The following is a 24,019-nucleotide window of genomic DNA, read 5'->3' on the forward strand; positions in this document are numbered from 1 at the left end:
GCCGCGGTCAGCGGCTGCCGTGGAACAGCAGGATCAGGCCAGGGCCTTGTCCAGCAGGCCGGCCAGCTGGGCCTTGCCCACCGCACCGATCTGCTCGCCGACCTTTTCGCCGTCCTTGAAGACGACCAGGTAAGGAATCGAACGCACGTGGTACTTGGCGGCCAGCGCACGGTTGTTGTCGACGTTGACCTTGGCGATCTTGGCGCGGCCCTGGTAGGCGTCGGCCAGTTCGTCCAGCGCGGGGGCGATCATCTTGCAGGGGCCACACCACTCGGCCCAGAAATCGACCAGCACCGGTTCCTTGGAATTCAGCACGGCGCTATCAAAGTCGGCATCGCCGACGTGTACAACCTTGTCGCTCATCTTGGTTTCTCGTCTTGGATTGCACCCGGCCAGGCCGGAGGTGGGTGAACTGGGCCATGCCCGGTGGCGCGACCCTCGTCGTTGCCTCGCAGCGGTCTGCCGCGGTGCGTTCGGCGGGATGCCTGGACGCTCACGGCCGGCAGTGTACCCCTATCGCGCGGCGGGGACAGTGGCTGGCTGGAACCCAGCGTATCGTGATCGTGTCCCAGCCCGGCATGTGTCGGATTTCACTGTCTTCGAGAACATGGGGGTGGCACGGGGGCGGGGCCAGTGGCCAGGGCGGAGCTGTTCAAGTGGCGTGCGGCTGGGTGAAGGGCGGGTAGGGTCAGGCGTCTCCGGGTTCGATGAGACGGGTGATTCCGGTTTGCCGGCCCGAGTGCGTTAAACTGGGGCATTGTGCGGCGCGCGGACCGGGTGGTCCCAGCCTGCCAACCCGCCGCAGGGGACCCAGTTTGCGACGGTTCCCCTAGACGCTGAAGTGCCAGCCGCCCCGTGGGCCGGCGGCCATACCAAGACGGACACATGAGCGACAAACCGCTGACCGATTTGACCTTTTCCTCCTTCGATCTGCATCCGGCCCTGCAGGCTGGTCTTGAAGGAGCCGGATTCACCCGCTGCACCCCGATCCAGGCGCTGACCCTGCCGGTCGCGCTGCCCGGCGGTGATGTGGCCGGCCAGGCACAGACCGGCACCGGCAAGACGCTGGCCTTCCTGGTCGCTGTCGTGAACCGCCTGCTGACGCGTCCTGCGCTGGCCGACCGCAAGCCCGAAGATCCGCGCGCGCTGATCCTGGCCCCGACCCGCGAACTTGCCATCCAGATCCACAAGGATGCGGTCAAGTTCGGTTCCGACCTGGGCCTGCGTTTCGCCCTGGTCTATGGCGGCGTTGATTACGACAAGCAGCGTGAGCTGCTGCAGCAGGGCGTGGACGTCATCATCGCCACCCCGGGCCGCCTGATCGACTACGTGAAGCAGCACAAGGTGGTCTCGCTGCACGCCTGCGAGATCTGCGTGCTGGACGAGGCCGACCGCATGTTCGACCTGGGCTTCATCAAGGACATCCGCTTCCTGCTGCGCCGCATGCCGGAGCGCACCGCCCGCCAGACCCTGCTGTTCAGCGCCACGCTCAGCCACCGCGTGCTGGAGCTGGCCTACGACCACATGAACGAGCCGCAGAAGCTGGTGGTGGAGAGCGAGTCCATCACCGCCGCACGCGTGCGCCAGCGCATGTACTTCCCGGCCGATGACGAGAAGATCCCGCTGCTGCTGGGCCTGCTGTCGCGCAGCGAAGGCGCGCGCACCATGGTCTTCGTCAACACCAAGGTGTTCGTCGAGCGCGTGGCGCGTTCGCTGGAGAAGGCCGGCTACCGTGTCGGCGTGCTGTCCGGCGACGTGCCGCAGAAGAAGCGCGAGAGCCTGCTCAACCGCTTCCAGAAGGGCCAGCTGGAAATCCTGGTGGCCACCGACGTGGCCGCCCGCGGCCTGCACATCGACGGCATCAAGTACGTCTACAACTACGACCTGCCGTTCGACGCCGAAGACTACGTGCACCGCATCGGCCGTACCGCGCGCCTGGGCGAAGAGGGTGATGCGATCAGCTTCGCCTGCGAGCGCTACGCGATGGGCCTGCCGGACATCGAGGCGTACATCGAGCAGAAGATTCCGTCCGAGCCTGTCACCAAGGAACTGATGACCCCGCTGCCGCGCCCGGAACGCCCGGCTCCGGCCGAAGGCGAGGAAGGCGACGACAACGAAAGCGTCGGCCAGATCTTCCGCGAAGCGCGCGAAGCCCGCGCCGCCGAGGAAGAGCGTCGTGGCGGTGGCCGCAGTGGCGGCCGTTCCGGCAGCGGCGGTGGTGGCCGTGGTGGTCGCGACGGTGAGCGCAGCGGCGAACGCCGACCGCGTGGCCCGCGCAAGCCGCGCGTGGAAGGCGAGCAGGCTGCGGTCGCGCCGGTCGCCGGTGCCGAAGGCGCCGCTGCCCAGGCCCCGCGCCCGCCGCGCCCGCCGCGTGCCGAAGGCGCGCCGGAAGGTGTCGCCGAGGGCGAGCACAAGACGCGCAAGCGTCGTCGTCGTCGCCACGGCCGTCCGGTCGAAGGTGCCGAGGGCGCGCAGAACACCGCCGGCAATGGCGCCAGCCCGGTCACCCCGGTGCAGGTGGTGGCCAAGCCGGTGCGTACGGCTGCTGACACCGGTGATTCGTTCCTGACCCGTATCGGCCGCAAGATCCGCCGGATGCTGTCGGGCAACTAAGCGGTGTGCCGACCAACGGTCGGCACCCACCAGGCCGGACCGGTAGCGCCCGACCGTCGGTCGGGCGACATCCAGGGCGTGCCGACCAACGGTCGGCACCCACCAAACCGGCAGGTTTTCGCCGGGCATGGCCCGGCGCTACCGATCCGTCGCGCGGCTCCTGCATAATCGGGGCATGAGTGTCCTGCGCTTCGACAATGTCAGCAAACAGTACGCCGGTGGCCACGAAGCCCTGACCGATGTCAGCTTCGAAGTAGCCCCCGGCGAAATGCTGTTCGTCACCGGCCATTCCGGGGCGGGCAAAAGCACCCTGCTCAAGTTGATCCACCTGGACGAGCGGCCCAGCCGCGGCGCCGTGGTGTTCGACGAGCGCAACCTGCTGAAGGTGCGCGGCGGTGACATCCCGCGCCATCGGCGCGCGGTCGGCGCGGTCTACCAGGACCACCGCCTGCTGATGGACCGCTCCATCGCCGAGAACGTGGCGCTGCCGCTGATCCTGCGCGGCACCCGCCGCGGCGAAATCGCCAAGCGCGTGCGTTCGGTGCTGGAACGCATGGGCCTGGGCCACCGCGAAAAGGCACTGCCCTCGCAGTTGTCGGCCGGTGAACAGCAGCGCGTGGGCATCGCCCGCGCGATCGTCGGCGAACCCAAGCTGCTGGTGGCCGACGAGCCGACCGGCAACCTCGACCCGACCCTGGCGGCGGAGATCATGGCCCTGTTCGCCGAGCTGCCCTCGCGCGGCACCAGCGTGCTGGTGGTCAGCCACGACCTGCCGCTGCTGCGCCGCATGCGCAAGCGCGTGCTGATCCTCGACCATGGCCGGCTGGCGGACGACATCTCGCCGCAGGACCTGGCGGAGTAACGCATGGGCAAGAACGAAAACAGCGAAGCCGCCGCACCGTCGCGCCTGGGCGTGTGGTTCCACCACCACGCGCACAGCGTGGTGTTCAGCCTGGGCCGCGCCTGCCGCAAGCCGTGGGCCACCCTGCTGACGGTGATGGTCATGGCGCTGGCGCTGGCATTGCCGCTGGGGCTTTCCATCGCCCTGGACAACCTCAAGCAGTTCGCCGGCAGCGTGCAGCAGTCGCGCGACATCAATGTGTTCCTGAAGGCCGACGTCGATGGCCCGGGCGCACTGCGCCTGGCCGGCGAGCTGCGTGACCGCCAGGACGTGGCCAACGTGACCGTGCGCACGCCCCAGCAGGGCCTGCAGGAACTGCGCGATGCCGGCCTCGGCGAGGCCATCGACGCACTCAACGACAACCCGCTGCCGTCGCTGCTGGTGGTCACCCCCGCCGAGGGCCAGGATGACGCGCGCCTGGCGCGCGCGCTGGAAAGCCTGCCCGGTGCCGACCTGGTGCAGCACGATGCCCTGTGGCGGCAGCGCCTGGATGCCTGGCTGGCCTTCGGTGCGCGCCTGGTGCAGGTGCTGTCCGCGCTGCTCGGCGCCGGTGCCGCGCTGGTGGTGGGTAATACCGTGCGACTGGACATCCAGGCCCGCCGCGAGGAAATCGGCGTGCTGCAGCTGCTGGGTGCCAGCGATGGCTTCATCCGCCGCCCGTTCCTGTACCTGGGCGCCTGGTACGGCCTGGGCGCCGGTGCCGTCGCCCTGGCCCTGATCGGCGTAGCCGGCACCGCCCTGCGCGCGCCGCTGGCCGATCTGTCGCGCAGCTACGGCAGCCCGTTCGTGCTGCATGGCCTGGACCTGCTGCACGGCAGCCTGGTGCTGCTGGGCACGCTGCTGCTGGGCTGGCTGGGTGCCTGGCTGGTGACCGGCCACTTCCTCCGCCAGACCCGCCCCACCGACACCTGAGACCGGCATGCAACCGCAAGCGTTGAAGCACCTTGAAGGGCCCGCGACGCGGGTAATGGTGGTCGATGGTTCCAAGCTGGTGCGCAAGCTGATTGCCGATGTGCTGCAGCGTGACTTGGCAGGCGTTGAGGTCATCGGCTGCGACAGCATCGAGGAAGCGCAGCAGGTGCTGGCCCAGGGTCCGGTGGACCTGGTGACCACCTCGCTGACCCTGCGCGATGGTGACGGCCTGGCCCTGGCCAAGAGCGTGCGCGAAGCCGCCGGCCAGGCCTATGTGCCGGTCATCGTGGTTTCCGGCGATGCGCAGCAGCACCTGGAACAGCGCCGCTTCACCGAGTACGTCACCGATTATTTCGACAAGGCGCTGGGCCACGAGGCGCTGGCGACCTTCATCCGCGGCTACGTGCAGCCGCAGACCATTCCCGGCGCCACCATCCTGTATGTCGAGGACAGCCGGGTAGTGGCCGAAGCGACCAAGCGCATGCTCGAGCGGCAGCAGCTGAACGTGCTGCACGTGGTCAGCGCCGAGGAAGCCTTCACCCTGCTCACCGCCGAATCGCTGGGCCGCAGCCGCCACCGCATCGACCTGGTGCTGACCGACGTGACCCTGAAGGGTGAGCTGAGCGGCCGCGACGTGGTGCAGCGCGTGCGCGTGGATTTCGGCTACGGCAAGCGCCGCCTGCCGGTGCTGGTGATGACCGGCGATGGCAACCCGCACAACCAGACCGGGCTGCTGCAGGCCGGTGCCAACGATCTGGTGCTCAAGCCGATCGAGGAGCGCCTCCTGGTGACCAAGGTACTGTTCCAGCTGCGGCTGGCGCGTTTGAACGATGGACCCCTGTTGCGATAGAAGTGGCGTGATGATGCATGACGTAGTGGATACCCCGACGATCCAGCTGGAACCGAGCTGGAAGCAGCACGTCGGTGATTACCTGTTGCAGCCGCAGATGCGCGAGCTGTCCGCCTTCCTGCGCCAGCGCAAGGCCGCCGGTGCAGCGATATTCCCGCCGGGCCCGCAGATCTTCGCTGCGTTCGACGCCACGCCGTTCGAGCAGGTGAAGGTGGTGATCCTCGGCCAGGACCCGTACCACGGCCGCGGCCAAGCCCATGGCCTGAGCTTCTCGGTGGCCCCGGGCGTGCCGGTGCCGCCGTCGCTGCTGAACATCTACAAGGAAATCGAAGGCGACCTCGGTATCGCCCGGCCCGACCACGGTTGCCTGGTGCCCTGGGCACAGCGCGGCGTGTTGCTGCTCAACGCCGTGCTGACGGTGGAGGAGGGCCGTGCCGGTGCTCACCAGGGGCGCGGCTGGGAAGGTTTCACCGACCACGTGGTGGACGTGCTCAACCGCGAGCGCGACGGACTGGTGTTCATGCTCTGGGGTGCGTACGCGCAGAAGAAGGGCAAGGTGATCGACACCCGTCGCCACCGCGTGCTGAAGTCGCCGCACCCCTCGCCGTTGTCGGCGCACCGGGGCTTCCTCGGCTGCCACCACTTTTCGATGGCCAACGAGTACCTGCGGCGCCAGGGCCAGGCACCGATCGACTGGTCACTGCCGCCGCGCGCCGCCCTCTGACGGTGCGCGGGCAAGGCGTTACTCGGTCAGCATTTCGATGATGGCGTGGGCGACCTGGCGCTTGCGCGGCGGCAACCGACGCAGCAGGGACAGGATCGCGTTTTCCTGAGGGCTGCGTGCCGGCTCCACCACCGCGCATTCCGGTGGCGCCAGTTCGGCATCGGCGGGACGCCCAGGGCCACGACCCGTGGCCAGCCACTCAAAATGGACCTGCGTCACAATCGCGAGTTTCGAGAGATGTTGCACGCTGGGAACGGTGCCGCCCTCACGTTCCCACTGGGCTACGGCGCTGCGGCGGACCGCGCAATGCAACGCCAACTGCGTCTGAGAAAGGCCAGCCGTTAGTCGGGCCCGCCGGATTCTGTCGCACATCGACTGCATTTTTCACCCCCTCTCCATGTTTGGTCAGCGCTGCTTCCCTGACAGCAATACTTTTTCTGCGTGTACAGAATTGCTGTCACTGTCTGCACTTCAAGAGGCCTGCGCGTAATTCCTGCGCGTCAGCAAGCGCCTCTTCCCCCCCATTTCACGCCGTCTTGTTTGACGGACTTTCGTTGCCTCGCATTAATCGCACCGAACCGGAAATGAACGCGGTCCCACGCAGGGAGCGACACCGGCAGAGCGATTACTCCAGGACGACGCGCGGATCCCGTCGTCACGGCCTGCCTCTGCCAAAAATCGGCGGAGAACGGTGCATGGTTAATGTGAAAGGCGTTAAAGCATCGTCATTGCGCTGGCAGGCGCTGGTGATGCTTGTGGTCCTGGCAGTGCTTTCCTGCCTGGGCCGCGCACAGGCCCAGTCCGCCTGCACCGCCGGGGCCTGCGTCAGCGCCGGGCCGCGCCTGGCCTCGGTCGATTCCACCCAGAGCCCGCTCCTCAACCTGCTGTTCAGCGCGCTGCTGCCGGGCACCAGCCTCAATCTCAGCGTCGCCGACTGGAACAGCCTGGCGGGCGCCAACGTCAATCTGAATGCACTGCTGACCCAGCTCAATGGCGGCGTCACCGTCAGCGACCCCAGCCAGGTGCTCAATACCAACATCAGCCTGGGCCAGCTGCGTGCGGCGATGGTGCAGGTGCTGCAGGCCGATGGCCAGACCGCCGCGGCCAATGTCCTGAACGTGCTGCCGCTGGGCGTGGCCGGAACCTCCGGCAGCATCCGCCTGGCCGACATCCTGCAGGTCGCGCTGCCGACCGGTTCGCTGGCCACGGTGCGCCTGAACGTGCTCGACCTGCTGACCGGCGGCGTGCAGCTCTACAACTTCCGCAACGTGTTGACCACGCCGGCGCCGATCACGGTGAACACCGCGGCACTCGGTCTGAACGGCGTGGCCAACGTGCGCCTGTGGGCGCAGGTGATCGAACCGCCGAGCTACACCTGCGGCACGGTGGGCGCAGCATTCCACAGCGCGGCCATCCGCATCAAGCTCGACCTGGACCTGGTGCAGGGCCTGAACACCGGCACCCTCACTGCCGCCCTGAACGGGCTCAACCTGCTCGGTGTCTCGCTGTCCAACACCAGCGTCAGTGCCGACGTGCTCCACCTGCAGGTCTATGCCGACGTCGCACGCGCCGAAGGTTCGATCTCGGCGGTGAACCTGGTCGGCAATGCGGTGACGCTGCAGGCGCGCCCGGGCTTGGTCAACCTCTATGTCGGCCAGATCAGCGACGCCACCTTCTTCAACCGCAGCACCGTGCTGACCGACACCGCGCTCACCGCAGCCACGCTGACCAACCTGAGCGTCAAGGTCCGGGTAAGCGCTACCGTGCTGGGTGCACTGGTCCCGGTGGCCGACATCACCCTTCCCATCGCGGTAAGCATCCGCGGTTACGCCACCGCGACACCGGGCCTGCAGAGCGCCAGTTTCACCGGGCCCTATCCACAGACGCGCACGCTAAACGCCGGCACGGTCAGCGCGGCCACGTTGGTGTCCACGCTGGTCAACTCGCTCAACATCCAGCTCATCAGTGGCAACCCACAGGTAACCCTGCTGGGCTCATTGCCGCTGCCGTTGCCGGTGGCTGATCTGGTCAACGGCATCGTCAACGCGCTGCTGACGCCGGTGCGCACCCAGGTCAATGCAGTGGTGACACCCGTGCTGACCGCGGTGCTGGGCGGCGTGGTCGACAATCTTCTGGGCTTGCTCGGCATCCGTATCGGCCAGGCGGTGTTCACTGTGGAAGGTGTGACGCAGGCCTGCGCCGCCACCCTGCAGCTGGTGAAGGATCTACAGCCGACCAGCGATACCGGCCGCTTCAACCTGTCCATTACCTACAACGGCAGCACGGTGGGCGCGGCCAGCAACGTCGGCAACAACGGTGCCACGGCGGCGATCATCACCGTGCCTGGCGGCAGCTACGCGCTGGCCGAAGCGGCGGCGGCCGGCACCACGCTGACGCGCTATGCCAGCACCTGGCAGTGTACCGACCAGAACAACACCGTGGTCTCGTCCGGCAGCGGCGGCAGTTTCACCCTGCAGGCACCGGCGTTGACCGCCACCGCCACCACCTTGGTGTGCCGCATCACCAACCGGACCCGGCAGGCTGATCTTTCGATCACCAAGAGTGATGGCAGCGGTACCTACACGCCGGGTGGCACGGCGACCTACACGCTGCAGGTCGTCAACAACGGGCCCGATGCGGTGACCAATGCGACGGTCACCGACACCCTGCCCAACGGCACCACCCTGCGTGGTGCCTGGACCTGCAGCGCGACCAGCGGCAGCACCTGCGCGGCGGCCAGTGGCGGCGCGGTGGGCGGCAATGCAGTGAACGTGGGCGTGAACCTGGTCAACGGTGGCCAGGCAACGATCAGCGTGCCAGTCAGCTTCAGCAACAACCCGGGCGCCTACTAGCGCGCGGTGCAGTGCAGTGCGCGCGGGGAATGCCCTGCGCGGGGGAAGGACAGGACCACCGATGCCGGATGCCTGCAGCAGGCGACGGCGTGCATTCGAGGACGGACGCATGGCAGCAGTGGGCACGCAGGGCAGGGCAGGCAGGGTATCGGCCGGCATCGCGCATGCCATGGCCGTGCTGGCGTTGCTGCTGCCGCCGCCGCTGCTGGCGCAGAGCTACCCGAACCCGCTGAACAACACCGCCACGGTGACCGCACCGACCGACGTGGCTGACCCGACGCCGGGCAACAACAGCGCCACCGATACCAACGCACTGGCGCTGCAGGCGCAGCTGAGCGTGAGCAAGAGCCTGGTCAGCGCCAGCCCCGTGGCCGCAGGTGGCCCGGTGCAGTACCGCATCCAGGTGAACAACGCAGGGCCGTCGGCGGCCAGTGGCGTCGGCGTGGTCGATACAGTGTCCTCGCTGCTGACCAACGTGACCTGGACCTGTCAGGCGACCACGACCGCGTCGTCCTGTGCGCAGCCCAGTGGCAGCGGCAATGCGGTGAACGTTCTGGTCAACGTGGGCGTGGGCGACAGCGTGGTGCTGCTGGTGAACGGCACGGCGCCCGCCGCGACCCCGGCCACGGTGCCGGCCAACAGCGTGTCGCTGGTGCTGCCGTCGGGCACCACCGACCCGACCCCGGGCGACAACACCGCCACCACCCCGGCCGTGCCGGTGCAGGCCAATGCACTGGTCGCAGTCAACGACAGCTTCACCACGCCCCTTTCCTCCACCACCGGCGGCAGCACGCCGACGGTGCTGGGCAACGACACTCTGAACGGCCAGCCAGTGGTCGGCAGCAACCTGATCATTTCGCTGCAGAACGCGCCGGCGGGCTTCACCATCAACAGCGCCGGCGTCATCGCGGTGCCGGCCGGTGCTGCGGCAGGCGCGACCTCGATCGGCTATCAGATCTGCGAAAACGCCTCGCCGACCAACTGCGCCACCGCCACGGCGAGCCTGGTCATCGCGCCCACGGCGGTGAACGACAGCATCAACGCGCAGGCGGGTGCCACGACAGTTACCGCCAACCTGGCCGACAACGACAACGCACCGGCCGGCGCCACCTACACCGCGTCGGGTACGCCGGTTGCGGGCGCCACCATCAGCAATACCGGCACGCTGACCTACGCACCTGTGGGCGGCATCACCCAGCCGGCATCGATCGCCTACCAGGTCTGCCTGCCTGCGCCCAATAACAGCATCTGCTCGATCGCCACGGCATCGGTGCTGGTCAACGCCAACGTGTTGGTGGCGAACGACGATACCTTCGCCACGCCGCTGCCGCCGGGTGCGGGCGGCACCACGCCCAGCGTGCTGGTCAACGACACCTTCGCCGGCGACCCGGTGCCGCAGGCCGGCGTGACGCTCAGCCTGGTCGGCGCGCCCAGCGGCTTCTCGATCAACCCTGACGGCACCATCGTCGTGCCGGCGACTGCGGCAGCCGGTCCGCTGTCGTTGTTGTACCGGTTCTGCGACAACGCCGCGCCGGCCAACTGCGCCACGGCCACCGCCAACCTGGTGGTCAGCCCCGATGCGGTGAACGATGCGGTGAGCACCCCGGGCGGCGGTCGACCGGTGACCGGCACCCTGGCCGGCAACGACAACTTCGCCAGCGGCTCGGTCTTCACTCTGGGCACCCAGGCTACCCGTGGCACCGCCGTGGTCAATGCCGATGGCGCCTTTACCTACACCCCGGCCAACGCCGCTACCGGGCCGGATACCTTCACCTACCAGCTGTGCCTGCCTGCACCGAACGGCACCGTCTGCGATACCGCAACGGTGACCGTGAGCGTGGCCGCCAACCAGCTGGCGGCGGCCGACGATCTGTTCGCCACGCCGCTGCAGCCGGGGACCACCACCGCCGTCAGCCTGCTCGGCAACGACACCCTCAATGGCACGGCAGTGACACCGGCGGGCGTCAGCCTGGCACTGAACGACGCACCGGCCAGCATCACTGCCAACGCCGCTGGCCAGCTGCAGGTGGCGGCCGGCGCGGCGTCGGGTGCCTTCATCTTCAGCTACGCGATCTGCGAACTGCCGGGCGCAACCAACTGCGCCACCGCCAACGTGCAGCTGGTCATCGCCCCCGATGCGGTGGATGACAGCTTTGCCGCGACCGCGGGCGTTGCTTTGGCCAACACCGTGGCAGGCAATGACAACGTACCGGCGGGTTCGCAGTTCAGCCTGCTGGCCGGTGCCGCCCACGGGACGGTCAGCGTCAACGCCGATGGCAGTTTCAGCTACACCGCGCAGGGCACGTACGCGGGCGCGGACAGCTTCCGCTACCAGGTCTGCCTGCCGGCGCCCAATGGCGGCATCTGCGATGCGGCCACGGTGACGGTGAACGTGGCCGTCGCCGCCGTCGTGGCCGGCAATGACGACTTCACTGCTGCGCCGGTGCCCGCCACCGGTGGCACCACGGCCAGCGTGCTGGCCAACGACACCCTCAACGGTGTGGCGATCGACCCGGCGCAGGCCACCCTGTCGCTGATCAACGCCCCGCCGGCCGGCTTCACGCTGGCGCCCACCGGCGAACTGCAGGTGCCGGCCGGTGCTCCCGCCGGCCCGCTGAGCCTGACCTACCAGCTGTGCCAGGCCGGCACCAGCAACTGCGCCACCGCCACCATCGCGGTGGTGATCGCGCCGCAGGCCGTGGCGGACAGCTTCACCACCCAGGTCGGGCGTCCGGTCAGCGGCAACGTGTCGGTGAACGACCGCGTCGCCGCCGGCAGCACCTACGCGGTCACCGGAGCCGCGCCGCAGGGGCTGGCGTTCAACGCCGATGGCAGCTTCACCTACACCCCGCCGGCGCAGTTCACCGGCACCACCACCTTCACCTACCAGGCCTGCCTGGCGGCGCCGTACACCACCGCCTGCAGCACGGCCACGGCAACCCTCAACGTCAATGCCGGCACCCTGGTCGCCAACGACGATGACTTCCGCGGCAGCCTGCTGAATCCCGCCACCGGTGGCACCACCATCAGCGTGCTGGCCAACGACACCATCAACGGTGCGATTCCGCCGGCCCCGGCCGAAGTGATCCTGAGCCTGCTGGGTGCGCCCAGCGGCTATGTGCTCAATCCCAACGGCACCCTCTCGGTACCCGGTGGCGCGGCCGCGGGTGCGGTCAACTTCGGTTACCGCATGTGCGAGGCCGCGCTGCCGACCAACTGCGATGACGGTGCGGTGCAGCTGCTGCTGGCGCCGGTGGCGGTGAACGACAACGTCAGCACCGCGGTGGGCGTGCCGGTCAGCGGCAATGTCGCCAGCAATGACAACGTCCCGGCCGGTGCCACCTTCAGCGTCACCGGTACCGCACCGGCGGGCCTGGTGCTGGCTGCCAACGGCGCGTTCACCTACACGCCGCCGGCCGGCACCCAGGGCGTCGTCACCTTCGCCTACCAGGCCTGCCTGCCGGCGCCGGATGGCACGGTGTGCGCGGGCGCGACGGTCACCCTCAACGTCAACGCCGGCACTCTGGTCGCCGGTGATGATGATTTCCGTGCCACGCCGATCGGTGCCGGTGGTGGCAGCACGTTGTCGGTGCTGCTCAACGACAGCCTCAACGGTACCCAGCCGCCGGCGTCGGCCGATGTGCTGCTGAGCCTGGTCGGTGCGCCGTCGGGCTTCACCCTGGATGCCAATGGCGTACTGAACGTCGATGCGGGCGTGCCGTCCGGGGCGCTGACGCTGACGTACCAGTTGTGCGAGACCGCGCTGCCGAGCAACTGCGATTCGGCGCAGATCCGCCTGGTGGTCGCGCCCACGGCCGTGGCCGATGTGTTCTCCACGCCGGCCGGGCAGCTGCTCTCGGGCAGCGTGGCCAGCAATGACAATGCGCCGGTGGGCGCGGTGTTCACCGTATCCGGCACCGCACCGGATGGCCTGCAGCTGGGCCGCGACGGCACCTTCCAGTACACCCCGCCGGCCGGTTTCACCGGGCCGGTCAGCTTCAGCTACCAGGCCTGCCTGCCGGCGCCGGACAGCGCGCTGTGCAGCACGGCCGGCGCGACCATCAACGTCAATGCCGGCACCCTGATCGCGGTGGACGACGACTTCAGCGCGACGCCGCTGGCGCCGGGGGCGAGCAGCAGCATCAGCGTGCTGGTCAACGACAGTCTCAATGGCAGCGTGCAGCCGCCGGCCGGCAGCGTCATCCTGACCCTGGTCGGTGCCCCGTCGGGCTACGCGCTCACCACCGCGGGCCTGCTGCAGGTGCCCGCCAGCGCCGCCGCCGGTGCCACGGTGCTGAACTACCAGATCTGCGAAGCCGCCGCGCCGAGCAACTGCGCCAGCGCCAGCATCCGCCTGGTGGTGACGCCGTCGGCGCAGGATGACAGTTATTCCACCGCCGCCGGCCAGCCGTTGAACGGCAGTGTCGGTGACAACGACAACGTGCCGGCCGGCGCCGTGTTCACCGTCGTCGGTGCCACGCCGGCCGGCCTGAGCTTCGGCGGTGGTGGCGGCTTCACCTACCTGCCGCCGGTCAACGTGGTCAGCCCGGTCTCCTTCACCTACCAGGCCTGCCTGCCGGCGCCGAACAACACGCTGTGCGCCAGCGCGACGGCCAGCATCAACATCACCGTCGGCAGCCTGGCTGCCAATGACGACAACTTCAGCGCTGCGCCGATCAATCCGGTCACCGGTGGCAGCACGCCGTCGGTACTGCTCAACGATGCGTTGAACGGCAGCACGCCGCCGGCCGCCGCCGACGTACTGCTGAGCCTGGCCGGTGCACCGGCCGGCATCAGCCTCAATCCGGATGGCACGGTGACGGTTGCTGCGGGCGTGCCGGCGGGCGGCCGAACGCTGACCTATCAGCTGTGCGAAGCGGCGGCGCCGGGCAACTGCGCCAACGCCACGCTGCGCCTGGTGGTGGCCCCGTCGGCCATCGACGATGCCCTGTCCACCACGGTCGGCGTGGCGCTGACCAGTTCGGTGGCAGGCAACGACAACGTCGGCACGGGTGCACAGTTCACTGTGGTCGGCCCTGCGCCGGCCGGGTTGTCGTTCAATGCCGATGGCAGCTTCGTCTACACCCCGGAGGCCGGCTTCAGCGGCGCGGTGACGTTCAGCTACCAGGTGTGCCTGGCGACGCCCGACAACGGCATCTGCGCCCAGGCCACGGCCACCCTCAACGTCAACAGCGGCACCCTGGTCGCGGTGGATGACACCATCACCGCACCGGTCGCCGCCGGCAGTGCCACGTCCAGCGTGCTGGGCAACGACACGCTCAACGGTACGACGCCGGCCGCGGCCGACGTGGTGCTCAGCCTGGTTGGTGCGCCGTCCGGTTTCTCGATCGCCGCCGATGGCACGATCGCCGTGGCCGCCGGCACGGCCGCCGGTGCGGTGTCGCTGACCTACCAGGTCTGCGAAGCAGCTGCCACGACCAACTGCGCCACCGCCAACGTGGCTTTGGTGGTCGCACCGGCACCGGCCGATGATGCGTTTGCCGTGCAGGCGGGCCTTTCGGTTACCGCCAACGTGGCGACCAATGACGGCATGCCGGTGGGCTCGATCTTCACCCTGCAGGGCACGCCGCCGGCCGGCGTCACCTTCAACGCCGATGGCAGCTTCACCTATGCGCCGCCGGCCGGTACCACCAGCCCCACCAGCTTCGTCTACCAGGCCTGCCTGCCTGCGCCGAACACCACCGTGTGCGGGACCGCCACGGTGACGTTGAACATCAACAACGGTGCACTGCTGGCCAACAACGACAGCTTCGGTGCGATCGCGCCGGGTGGCACCACGGCCAGCGTGCTGGCCAACGACACCCTCAATGGCGCCAGTCCGCCGGCTCCGGCCAACGTGGCGCTGTCGCTGGTGGGCGCACCGACGGGCTTCAGCATCAACGCCACCGGCACCGTGTCGGTGCCGGCCGATGCGGCCAGTGGCGCCACCACGCTCACCTACCAGGTGTGCGAGACGGCGGCGGCCAACAACTGCGCCACCGCCAGCATCGCCCTGGTGGTGCGGCCGACGCCGGTGGACGACACCATCAGCGTGCAGGCCGGCCAGGCCAACACCGGCAATGTCGCCGGCAATGACGCGATGCCCGCTGGCTCCACCTGGAACGTGCCGTCGCCGCCGCAGGGCCTGGTGTTCAACGCCAATGGCAGCTTCACCTACACGCCGCCGGCCGGCACCCTCGGCCCGGTCACCTTCAGCTACCAGGCCTGCCTGCCCGCGCCGGATGCCGCGGTGTGCGGCACCGCCACCGCCACGCTCACCATCGCGGTCAGTGCCATCGTCGCCAACGATGATGCGTTCGCCGCGCCGCTCACCGCCGGCTCGGTCACGCCCAGCGTGCTCGCCAACGACGTCCTCAACGGGGTTACGCCGCCGCCGTCGGCTGCGGTGCAGCTGCTGCTGGTGGCGCCGCCGGCCGGCTTCGTCATCAACAACGATGGCAGCGTGCAGATTCCGGCCAGTGCCGTGGCCGGTGCCACCACGCTGACGTACCAGCTGTGCGAGACCGCGTCGCCGACCAACTGCGACACTGCGGCCATCACCTTCGTGGTGACCCCGGCGCCGCAGGCCGATGCCTTCGCCGTGCAGGCCGGTGCCAGCCTGACCGGTGCCAGCGTGGCAACCAACGACAACCTGCCGGCCGGCTCCAGCTGGGCAGTGCAGGGCACCCCGCCGGCCGGGCTGGCGTTCAACGCCGATGGCAGCTTCAGCTACACGCCGCCGGTGGGCACCACCGGTGCGGTCACCTTCACCTACCAGGCCTGCCTGCCCGCACCCAACAACGCGGTGTGCGGTACCGCCACGGCCACCATCAACGTCAACTCCGGCACCCTGGTCGCAGCAGACGACAGCTTCAGCGGCATCGCGGCCGGTGGCACCACCGCCAGCGTGCTGGCCAATGACAGCCTCAACGGCACCACGCCGCCGGCACCGGCCAGCGTGCAGCTCAGCCTGGTCGGCGCCCCGGCCGGCTTCGCCATCAACCCGGACGGCACCATTACAGTGCCGGGCGGCGTGCTCTCCGGCGCGACTACGCTGACCTACCAGATCTGCGAAACCGCTGTGCCCAGCAACTGCGATACCGCCAGCGTGGCCCTGGTCATCGCGCCTTCGCCGCAGGCCGATGCATATTCGCTGCAGGTCGCAGGCACGATCAGCAACGGCAACGTGGCCGCCAACGACAACCTGCCGACCGGTTCGCAGTTCTCGGTGCAGGGCACCGTGCCCGCCGGCCTGGACTTCAACACCGATGGCAGCTTCACCTACACCGCGCCGGCCAATACGCCGAGCCCGGTGACCTTCAGCTACCAGGCCTGCCTGCCCGCGCCGAACGCGGCGCTGTGCGGTACCGCCACGGTGACGCTCAACATCAACAACGGCAGCCTGATTACGGTCGATGACAGCTTCACCATCGCGCCGGGCGGCAGCGCTGCGACCAGCGTGCTGGGCAACGATTCGCTCAACGGCGTCTCGCCGCCCGCCGCCGGCACGGTGCTGGTCAGCCTGGTCGGCGCACCGGCCGGCTTCGTGCTCGCTGCCGATGGCGTGCTGAGCGTGCCTGCCGGCATCGTCTCCGGCCCGCTGACCCTGACCTACCAGGCCTGCGAAGCAGCGGTAACCAACAATTGCGACACCGCCAGCATCGCGCTGGTGGTCCTGCCGGCACCGCAGGCCGATGTGTTCAGCGTGCAGGCCGGGCAGGTGCTGTCGGCCAGCGTGGCCGGCAACGACAACATGCCGGCCGGTTCCAGCTGGATCGTGCAGGGCGCAACCCCGCCGGGCCTGGTGTTCAACACCGATGGCAGCTTCAGCTACACGCCGCCGACCGGCGTCACCGGCGCGGTCACCCTCCTCTACCAGGCCTGCCTGGCCGCACCGAATGCCACGGACTGCGCCACCGCGCAGGCCACGCTGAACGTCAGCAACGGCACCCTGCTGGCCGGTGACGACACGCTGGCCGGCCTCGCCCCGGGCGGTACCTCCGCTGCCAGCGTGCTGGCCAACGATTCGCTCAACGGCGTCAGCCCGCCGGCACCGGGCGACGTGGTGCTGAGCCTGGTCGGTGCACCGGCCGCGTTCATCCTCAACCCGAACGGCACCATCACCGCCGGCAGCGGTGCGATGTCCGGCCCGACCACGCTGACCTACCAGATCTGCGAAGCGGTGGCGCCGGGCAACTGCGCCACTGCGAGCGTGACCGTGGTGGTCAATCCGGCGCCGCAGGATGATGCCGCCGCCGTGCAGGTGGGGCAGAGCCTAAGCGCCACCGTGGCCGGCAACGACAACATGCCGGCCGGTTCCAGCTGGAGCCTGCCGGGCACGCCGCCGGGAGGTTTCAGCTTCAACACCGATGGCAGCTACACCTATGCGCCGCCGGCCGGAACCAGCGGTCCGGTGGTGGTGGCCTACCAGGTCTGCCTGCCGGCACCCAATGCCAACCTGTGTGGCACCGCCACGCTCACCCTCAACATCAACAACGGCGCGCTGGTTGCCGCCGATGACACCCTGACCGGTGTCGCCGCCGGCACCACCTCCAGCGCCAGCGTGCTGGCCAACGACTCGCTCAATGGCAACTCGCCGCCGTCCGGTTCCTCGGTGGTGCTGAGCCTGGTCGGCGCGCCGGCCGGTTATGCGATCACCGCGCAGGGCACGATCAGCGTGCCGTCCACCGCTGTCTCCGGTCCGGTCACCCTGACCTACCAGATCTGCGAAGCCGCAGCGGCCAACAACTGCGATACCGCCAGCGTCACCGTGGTGGTCAGCCCGTCGCCGCAGCCGGATGCCTTCGCCGTGCAGGTCGCGCAGACGCTGTCGGCCAGCGTGGCCGGCAACGACAACGTACCTCCGGGCGCGCTGTACAGCGTGCAGGGCACCGCGCCGGATGGGCTGGTGATGACCGCCACCGGTGCCTTCACCTACACGCCGCCGGCGGGTCGCCTGGGCGTGGTCACCTTCAATTACCAGGTCTGCCTGCCGGCGCCGAACGCGGCAGTCTGTGGCGTCACGACCGCCACCCTCACGATCAACAACGGCACCCTCGTGGCCGGCGACGACAGCTTGAGCAACATCGCGCCGGGCAGCACCGTGGGCACCAGCGTGCTGGCCAACGATTCGCTCAACGGCGTGTCGCCACCGGCTGCCGGTACGGTGACGCTGGCCCTGGTCGGGGCACCGGCCGGCTTCTCGATCAGTGCCGATGGCCTGATCACCGTGGGCACCGGCGTGCAGTCCGGCCCGACCACGCTGACCTACCGGATCTGCGAGGCCGCCTCGCCGGCCAACTGCGACACCGCCAGCGTGCTGGTGGTGGTCAGCCCGGCGCCGCAGCCGGATGCCTTCGCCGTGCAGGCCGGGCAGACGCTGGCCAACAGCGTGGCCGGCAACGACAACATGCCGGTGGGTTCCACCTGGAGCGTGCAGGGCACCGCACCGGCCGGGCTGGCCTTCGACGCCAATGGCAGCTTCACCTATGCACCGCCGGCCGGCACCGCCGGGCCGATCACAGTGACCTACCAGGCCTGCCTGCCGGCACCGAACGCGGCACTGTGCGGCACCACCACGTTCACCCTCAACATCAACAACGGCGACCTGGTGGCTGGCGATGACGTCATCACCGGCGTGGTTGCCGGTGGCACGTCGGCGGCCAGCGTGCTGGCCAACGACCGACTCAACGGCGCCAGCCCGGCCCCGGCGGCCGGGGTGCGGCTGTCGCTGGTGGGTGCGCCGGCCGGCTTCACCCTGAACCCGGATGGCACGATCACCGTCGGCAGCGGCGTGCTGGCCGGTTCCACCACGCTGACCTACCAGCTGTGTGAAGCGGCGGCGGCCAACAACTGCGACACCGCCAGCGTGACCCTGGTGGTGACCCCGACGCCGCAGGCCGATGCCTTCTCGGTGCAGGCCGGGCAGCAGCTGGCCAACAGCGTGGCCGGCAACGACAGCATGCCGGCCGGTTCGAGCTGGAACATGCAGGCCACCGCGCCCACCGGCCTGGTGTTCAACGCCGATGGCAGCTTCACCTACACGCCGCCGGTCGGCACCCTCGGTGCGGTCAGCTTCACCTACCAGGCCTGCCTGCCGGCGCCGAACGGCAGCGTCTGCGGCACCGCCACGGTCACCCTCAACGTCAACACCGGCACCCTGGTGGCCGGCGATGACAGCTTCAGCAACATCGGCCCGGGCACGGCCACGCCCAGCGTGCTGGCCAACGATTCGCTCAACGGTGTGACGCCGCCGCCGGCCGCCTCGGTGTCGCTGAGCCTGGTGGGTGCGCCCACCGGCTTCGGCATCAACCCGGATGGCACGATCAGCGTCGGCAGCGGCGTGGTGTCGGGCAGCACTACGCTGACCTACCAGATCTGCGAAGTGGCGGCCTCCAGCAACTGCGCCATCGCCAGCGTCAGCGTGGTGGTGAGCCCGGCGCCGCAGGCCGATGCCTTCAGCGTGCAGGCGGGGCAATCGGTGAACAACAACGTGGCCGGCAACGACAACATGCCGGCCGGTTCGACCTTCAGCCTGCAGGGCGCGACGCCGGCGGGCCTGCTGTTCAACAGCGATGGCAGCTTCAGCTACACGCCGCCGGCGGGCACCACCGGACCGGTGACCTTCACCTACCAGACCTGCCTGCCGGCGCCGAACGCGGCGCTGTGTGGCACCGCCACGGTCACCCTCAACGTCAACAGCGGCACCCTGGTGGCCGGCAACGACAGCTTCACCGGCATCGCGCCGGGCGGTACCACGCCCAGCGTGCTGGCCAATGATTCGCTCAATGGCGTGTCGCCGCCGGCCGCTGGCAGCGTCAACGTCAGCCTGGTCGGTGCGCCGGCCGGCTTCACCATCGCTGCCGACGGCACGATCAGCATCGGCACCGGCGTCACCTCCGGCACCACCACGCTGACCTACCAGGTCTGCGAAGCGGCAGCCTCGAGCAACTGCGCCACCGCCACGATCAATCTGGTGGTCAGCCCGGCGCCGCAGGCCGATGCCTTCAGCGCGCAGGCCGGCCAGGTGCTGTCCAACACGGTGGCGGGCAACGACAACCTGCCGGCCGGCGCCAGCTTCAGCGTGCAGGGCGCGAGCCCGCCGGGCCTGGTGTTCAACACCGATGGCAGCTTCACCTATGCGCCGCCGGTCGGCACCACCGGCGTGGTCGACTTCACCTACCAGGCCTGCCTGCCCGCACCGAATGCGGTGCTGTGCAACACCGCCACGGTCAGCTTCAACATCGGCACCGGCACCCTGCTGGCGGGCAACGACAGCTTCAGCGGCATCGCCCCGGGCGGTACCACGCCCAGCGTGCTGGCCAATGATTCGCTCAATGGCGTGTCGCCGCCCGCCGCCGGTACGGTCACCCTGGGCCTGGTCGGCGCACCGGCCGGTTTCGCGATCAATGCCGACGGCACGATCAGCATCGGCGGCGGTGTCACCTCGGGTGCCACCACGCTGACCTACCGCGTGTGCGAAGCGGCGGCGCCCAGCAACTGCGCCACCGCCACAGTGGCCGTGGTGGTCAGCCCCGTGCCGCAGGCCGATGCCTTCAGCGTGGCGGCCGGGCAGGCGCTGTCGAACACGGTGGCCGGCAACGACAACCTGCCGGCCGGCTCCAGCTGGAGCGTGCAGGGCGCCACGCCGGCGGGCCTGGTGTTCAACACCGATGGCAGCTTCACCTACACGCCGCCAGTGGGCACCACCGGTGCGGTCACCTTCACCTACCAGGCCTGCCTGCCGGCACCGGATGCGGCGCTGTGCGGCACCGCCACGGTCACCCTCAACGTCAACACCGGTACCTTGGTGGCCGGCGATGACAGCTTCACCGGCATCGCTCCAGGCGGCACCACGCCGAGCGTGCTCGGCAACGACGCGCTCAATGGCGTCACCCCGCCGCCGGCGAACACGGTGACCTTGGGCCTGGTCGGTGCACCGGCCGGCATCAGCATCAATCCCGATGGCACGATCAGCATCGGCAGCGGCGTGCCGTCCGGCCCGACCACCATCAGCTACCAGGTGTGCGAAGTGGCGGCGCCCAGCAACTGCGCCAACGCGATGGTGAGCGTGGTGGTCAGCCCGGCGCCGCAGCCGGATGCCTTCAGCGTGCGTGCGGGCCGGGTGCTGTCGAACACGGTGGCCGGCAACGACAACGTGCCGGCCGGCTCGAGCTGGAGCGTGCAGGGCGCAACGCCGCCGGGCCTGGTGTTCAACGCCGATGGCAGCTTCACCTACACGCCGCCGGCCGGCACCCTCGGCGCGGTCACCTTCACCTACCAGGTGTGCCTGCCGGCGCCCAATGCCGCGCAGTGCGGCACCGCGTCGGTCACCCTCAACGTCAACACCGGCACCCTGCTGGCGGGCGATGACAGCTTCAGCGGCATCGCCCCGGGCGGCACCACGACCAGCGTGCTGGCCAACGATTCGCTCAACGGCGTCTCGCCGCCGGCGGCCGGTACCGTCACCCTGACCCTGGTCGGCGCACCGGCCGGTTTCGGCATCAACCCGGATGGCACGATCAGCATCGGTACCGGCGTCACCTCCGGGCCGACCACGGTCACCTACCAGGTCTGCGAAGTAGCCGCGCCCGGCAACTGCGCCACCGCCAGCGTGACCGTGGTGGTCAGCCCCGCGCCGCAGCCGGATGCCTTCAGCGTGCAGGCCGGGCAGACCCTGGCCAACAGCGTGGCCGGCAACGACAACATGCCGGCGGGTTCGGTGTGGAGCGTGCAGGGCGCGACCCCGGCCGGCCTGCTGTTCAACGCCGATGGCAGCTTCACCTACACCCCGCCGGTGGGCACCAGCGGGCCGGTCAGCTTCACCTATGAGGTCTGCCTGCCGGCGCCGAACGCGGCCCTGTGCAGCACGGCCACCGTCACCTTCAACGTGGGCGGCGCGGCCAACGTGGTGCTGGCGGTCAACGATGATTTCAGCGGCACGCCGGTCGATCCGTCGGTGGGCGGTACCATCGCCCGCTCGGTGCTGGACAACGACAGCTTCAACAACGTCTCGCCGCCGCCGGTCGGCAGCGTGGTGGCCAGCCTGACCGGCAGCACGCCGGGCTACACCATGAACAACCAGGGCCAGATCATGGTGGCCCCGGGCGTGCAGGCCGGACAGGTGCAGCTGGCCTACCAGCTGTGCGAGAACGGCGTGCCGACGAACTGCACCACCGCCATCGCCACGGTGCTGGTGCAGGGCCCGGTGGGCGCGCTGCTGGCGGTGGACGACACAGGTGGCCCCGTCGGTCCGGAAGGCCGCGCCCGCCTGCTCAACGTGCTGGCCAACGACACCTTCAACAGTGCCACGCTGGATCCGGCCCAGGTGAACTTCACGCCAGTGGCCACCACTGCGCTGACCTTCAGTGCCGATGGCTGGGTGGACGTGGCCGCAGGCCTGGCGCCGGGCAGCTACAGCACCACCTACACGCTGTGCCTGGTCAGCCAGCCCACCGTCTGCGATGTCGGCACCGTCACCGTGACCGTCATCGCCGCCGAGCCGGGCGTGGTGGCCGAGGATGACCGGATCGACATGCCGCAGAACGGCGTGGTGGACATCGACGTGCTCGGCAACGACCGCATGGATGGCACGCCGGTGGATCCGGCCACGGTCACCGTCACCATCACCGCGCCGCCGCCGTATGGCGATGCCACGGTGCTGCCGAACAAGCGCATCCGTTTCGCGGTGCTGGCCAACTTCGCCGGTGTCCAGAGCCTGGATTACCAGGTCTGCGATGTCGCCGATCCGTCAATGTGTGCCAGTGCATCGGTGGCCATTGCCGTCGAGCCGAACGTGCTGACCCTGGCCGACGATGCGGTGACGGCCGAGACCAGCGGCCCGCTGCTGATCAACGTGCTGGCCAACGACAGCACCCGCACCGCGCCGCTGGACCCGGCTTCGCTGCGGGTGGCTGCCGCGCCGACCCACGGCACCGTGCAGTGCGCCAACGGGGTGTGCACCTACACGCCGGCCGCGGACTTCAGCGGCACCGACAGCTTCCGCTACCGCGTCTGCGACCTGAGCGTGCCGATCCCGCTGTGCGCCGAAGCCAACGTGGCGGTGACGGTGGCCGGCCAGCAGGCCGTGCTGCGCCTGACCAAGGTGGCCGCCAAGCGCACGGCGCAGATCGGCGACCTGGTGCGCTACACCGTCACCATCGACAACGTGGGTGAGGTCGATGCCAACGGCGCCACGCTGCTGGATACGCTGCCGCCGGGCTTCACCTTCGTCAGCGGTGGCTTCGCGGTGCGCGATGCCGACAACGATGCACGCACCAGCGGCGTGCAGCCGCTGCGCATCGACGGCATCGACGTGCCGGTGGGCGAGCGCGCTACGGTGGTCTACTACCTGCGCGTCGGCGCGGGTACCGGCACCGGTGTGCACACCAACCGCATCACCGCCATCGACGGGCAGAACCGCAGCATCGCCAACGTGGCCACGGCCGACGTCGAGGTCAGCGTCGATCCGCTGCTGGATGAAAGCCTGATCGTCGGCAGCGTGTTCGACGACCGCAACGGCAACGGCATCCAGGACGATGGCGAGCGCGGCATCCCCGGCGTGCGCGTGGCAGCGGTGGAAGGCCTGGTGATGGAAACCGATGCCTTCGGCCGCTACCACCTGGTCGGCATTCCGGGCGGCGAAGCCCGCGGCCGCAACTTCATCCTCAAGGTCGATCCGTCGACGCTGCCGGCCGGTGCGCGCTTCACCACGCCCAACCCGCTGGTCCGGCGCATCACCCCCGGACTGCCGGTGCGCTTCGACTTCGGCGTGCGCATGCCCGACGGTGCCCTCAGCAGCGAAAGCGTACCCGCCGCCGCCGTGCCGCGCCCGGCGAGGGTGGAACTCGGCCAGGCGCTGTTCGCCAGCGGCAGCGCCACGCTGGCCGCCGACCGTGCCAGCGTGCTGGGCAAGGCCGCCCAGGCACTGGTGGCGCGCGGCGGGGGCCGCGTGCTGCTGGTCGCTGCGGCGGGCGAGGACGCTCTGGCCGGGCAGCGTGCGCAGACGGTGCGCGATGCACTGGCCAGCCGCCTGCCGGCCGAGGTCGCCGCCGCCACACGCATCGAAGTGCACGGCAGCGATGGCCGCGTGCTTCAGCAGCTGGCGATCGAGCCGCCCGGCAGGCTGCCACCGCCGGCCGGTTCCCGCAGCGGGGAGGGGCGCTGAG

The 24,019-nt window shown here is 69.5% G+C and carries 9 protein-coding genes; 7 read left to right on the forward strand and 2 right to left on the reverse strand.

Translation table 11 applies throughout. The features are described from left to right. Positions 1 to 33: 33 nt before the first annotated feature. On the reverse strand, positions 34 to 363 hold the full coding sequence (gene trxA / locus FJU31_RS00070) for a thioredoxin (protein WP_025878607.1): 330 nt from the start codon (positions 361 to 363) through the stop codon (positions 34 to 36). Positions 364 to 885: 522 nt separating this feature from the next. Between trxA and rhlB the strand changes: the two genes are divergently transcribed. From rhlB to ung, 5 genes are all read left to right on the forward strand, one after another. Further along, positions 886 to 2,613: an ATP-dependent RNA helicase RhlB gene (rhlB, locus tag FJU31_RS00075; RefSeq protein WP_150452969.1), complete on the forward strand. Its 1,728-nt coding sequence runs from the start codon at positions 886 to 888 to the stop codon at positions 2,611 to 2,613. Between the two features lie 175 nt (positions 2,614 to 2,788). Further along, positions 2,789 to 3,475: a cell division ATP-binding protein FtsE gene (ftsE, locus tag FJU31_RS00080; RefSeq protein WP_150452970.1), complete on the forward strand. Its 687-nt coding sequence runs from the start codon at positions 2,789 to 2,791 to the stop codon at positions 3,473 to 3,475. A 3-nt stretch (positions 3,476 to 3,478) separates the two neighbouring features. Next, positions 3,479 to 4,426 (forward strand): permease-like cell division protein FtsX, encoded by a 948-nt coding sequence (ftsX, locus tag FJU31_RS00085; RefSeq protein ID WP_150452971.1) that lies wholly within the window; start codon positions 3,479 to 3,481, stop codon positions 4,424 to 4,426. A gap of 7 nt (positions 4,427 to 4,433) precedes the next feature. Further along, positions 4,434 to 5,276 (forward strand): response regulator, encoded by an 843-nt coding sequence (locus tag FJU31_RS00090; protein ID WP_150452972.1) that lies wholly within the window; start codon positions 4,434 to 4,436, stop codon positions 5,274 to 5,276. A gap of 10 nt (positions 5,277 to 5,286) precedes the next feature. Further along, positions 5,287 to 6,000, forward strand: coding sequence for a uracil-DNA glycosylase (gene ung, locus FJU31_RS00095; protein ID WP_150452973.1), 714 nt, complete (start codon positions 5,287 to 5,289; stop codon positions 5,998 to 6,000). Between the two features lie 18 nt (positions 6,001 to 6,018). Here the strand turns inward: ung and FJU31_RS19535 are convergent, their stop codons facing one another. Next, positions 6,019 to 6,381 (reverse strand): helix-turn-helix domain-containing protein, encoded by a 363-nt coding sequence (locus tag FJU31_RS19535; RefSeq protein ID WP_150452974.1) that lies wholly within the window; start codon positions 6,379 to 6,381, stop codon positions 6,019 to 6,021. A gap of 368 nt (positions 6,382 to 6,749) precedes the next feature. On the opposite strand from FJU31_RS19535, the gene FJU31_RS19220 reads away from it, so the two are divergent. Both FJU31_RS19220 and FJU31_RS00110 read left to right on the forward strand, forming a co-directional pair. Beyond that, positions 6,750 to 8,852 (forward strand): DUF11 domain-containing protein, encoded by a 2,103-nt coding sequence (locus tag FJU31_RS19220; protein WP_188115418.1) that lies wholly within the window; start codon positions 6,750 to 6,752, stop codon positions 8,850 to 8,852. 109 nt (positions 8,853 to 8,961) lie between these two features. Next, complete coding sequence (locus FJU31_RS00110; RefSeq protein WP_188115419.1) at positions 8,962 to 24,018, forward strand: Ig-like domain-containing protein; 15,057 nt, start codon at positions 8,962 to 8,964, stop codon at positions 24,016 to 24,018. The last annotated feature ends 1 nt before the right edge of the window (position 24,019 follow it).

The sequence above is a fragment of the Stenotrophomonas cyclobalanopsidis genome, from assembly GCF_008710035.1.
Lineage (GTDB): Bacteria > Pseudomonadota > Gammaproteobacteria > Xanthomonadales > Xanthomonadaceae > Stenotrophomonas > Stenotrophomonas cyclobalanopsidis.

What these genes read in the sequence shown, in the direction of transcription:
- ftsX (WP_150452971.1), top strand. Translation starts at nt 3,479, where the DNA reads ATGGGCAAGAACGAAAACAGCGAAGCCGCCGCACCGTCGCGCCTGGGC.
- ftsE (WP_150452970.1), top strand. Translation starts at nt 2,789, where the DNA reads ATGAGTGTCCTGCGCTTCGACAATGTCAGCAAACAGTACGCCGGTGGC.
- FJU31_RS00090 (WP_150452972.1), top strand. Translation starts at nt 4,434, where the DNA reads ATGCAACCGCAAGCGTTGAAGCACCTTGAAGGGCCCGCGACGCGGGTA.
- ung (WP_150452973.1), top strand. Translation starts at nt 5,287, where the DNA reads ATGATGCATGACGTAGTGGATACCCCGACGATCCAGCTGGAACCGAGC.
- FJU31_RS19220 (WP_188115418.1), top strand. Translation starts at nt 6,750, where the DNA reads ATGCTTGTGGTCCTGGCAGTGCTTTCCTGCCTGGGCCGCGCACAGGCC.
- rhlB (WP_150452969.1), top strand. Translation starts at nt 886, where the DNA reads ATGAGCGACAAACCGCTGACCGATTTGACCTTTTCCTCCTTCGATCTG.
- trxA (WP_025878607.1), bottom strand. Translation starts at nt 363, where the DNA reads ATGAGCGACAAGGTTGTACACGTCGGCGATGCCGACTTTGATAGCGCC.
- FJU31_RS19535 (WP_150452974.1), bottom strand. Translation starts at nt 6,381, where the DNA reads ATGCAGTCGATGTGCGACAGAATCCGGCGGGCCCGACTAACGGCTGGC.
- FJU31_RS00110 (WP_188115419.1), top strand. Translation starts at nt 8,962, where the DNA reads ATGGCAGCAGTGGGCACGCAGGGCAGGGCAGGCAGGGTATCGGCCGGC.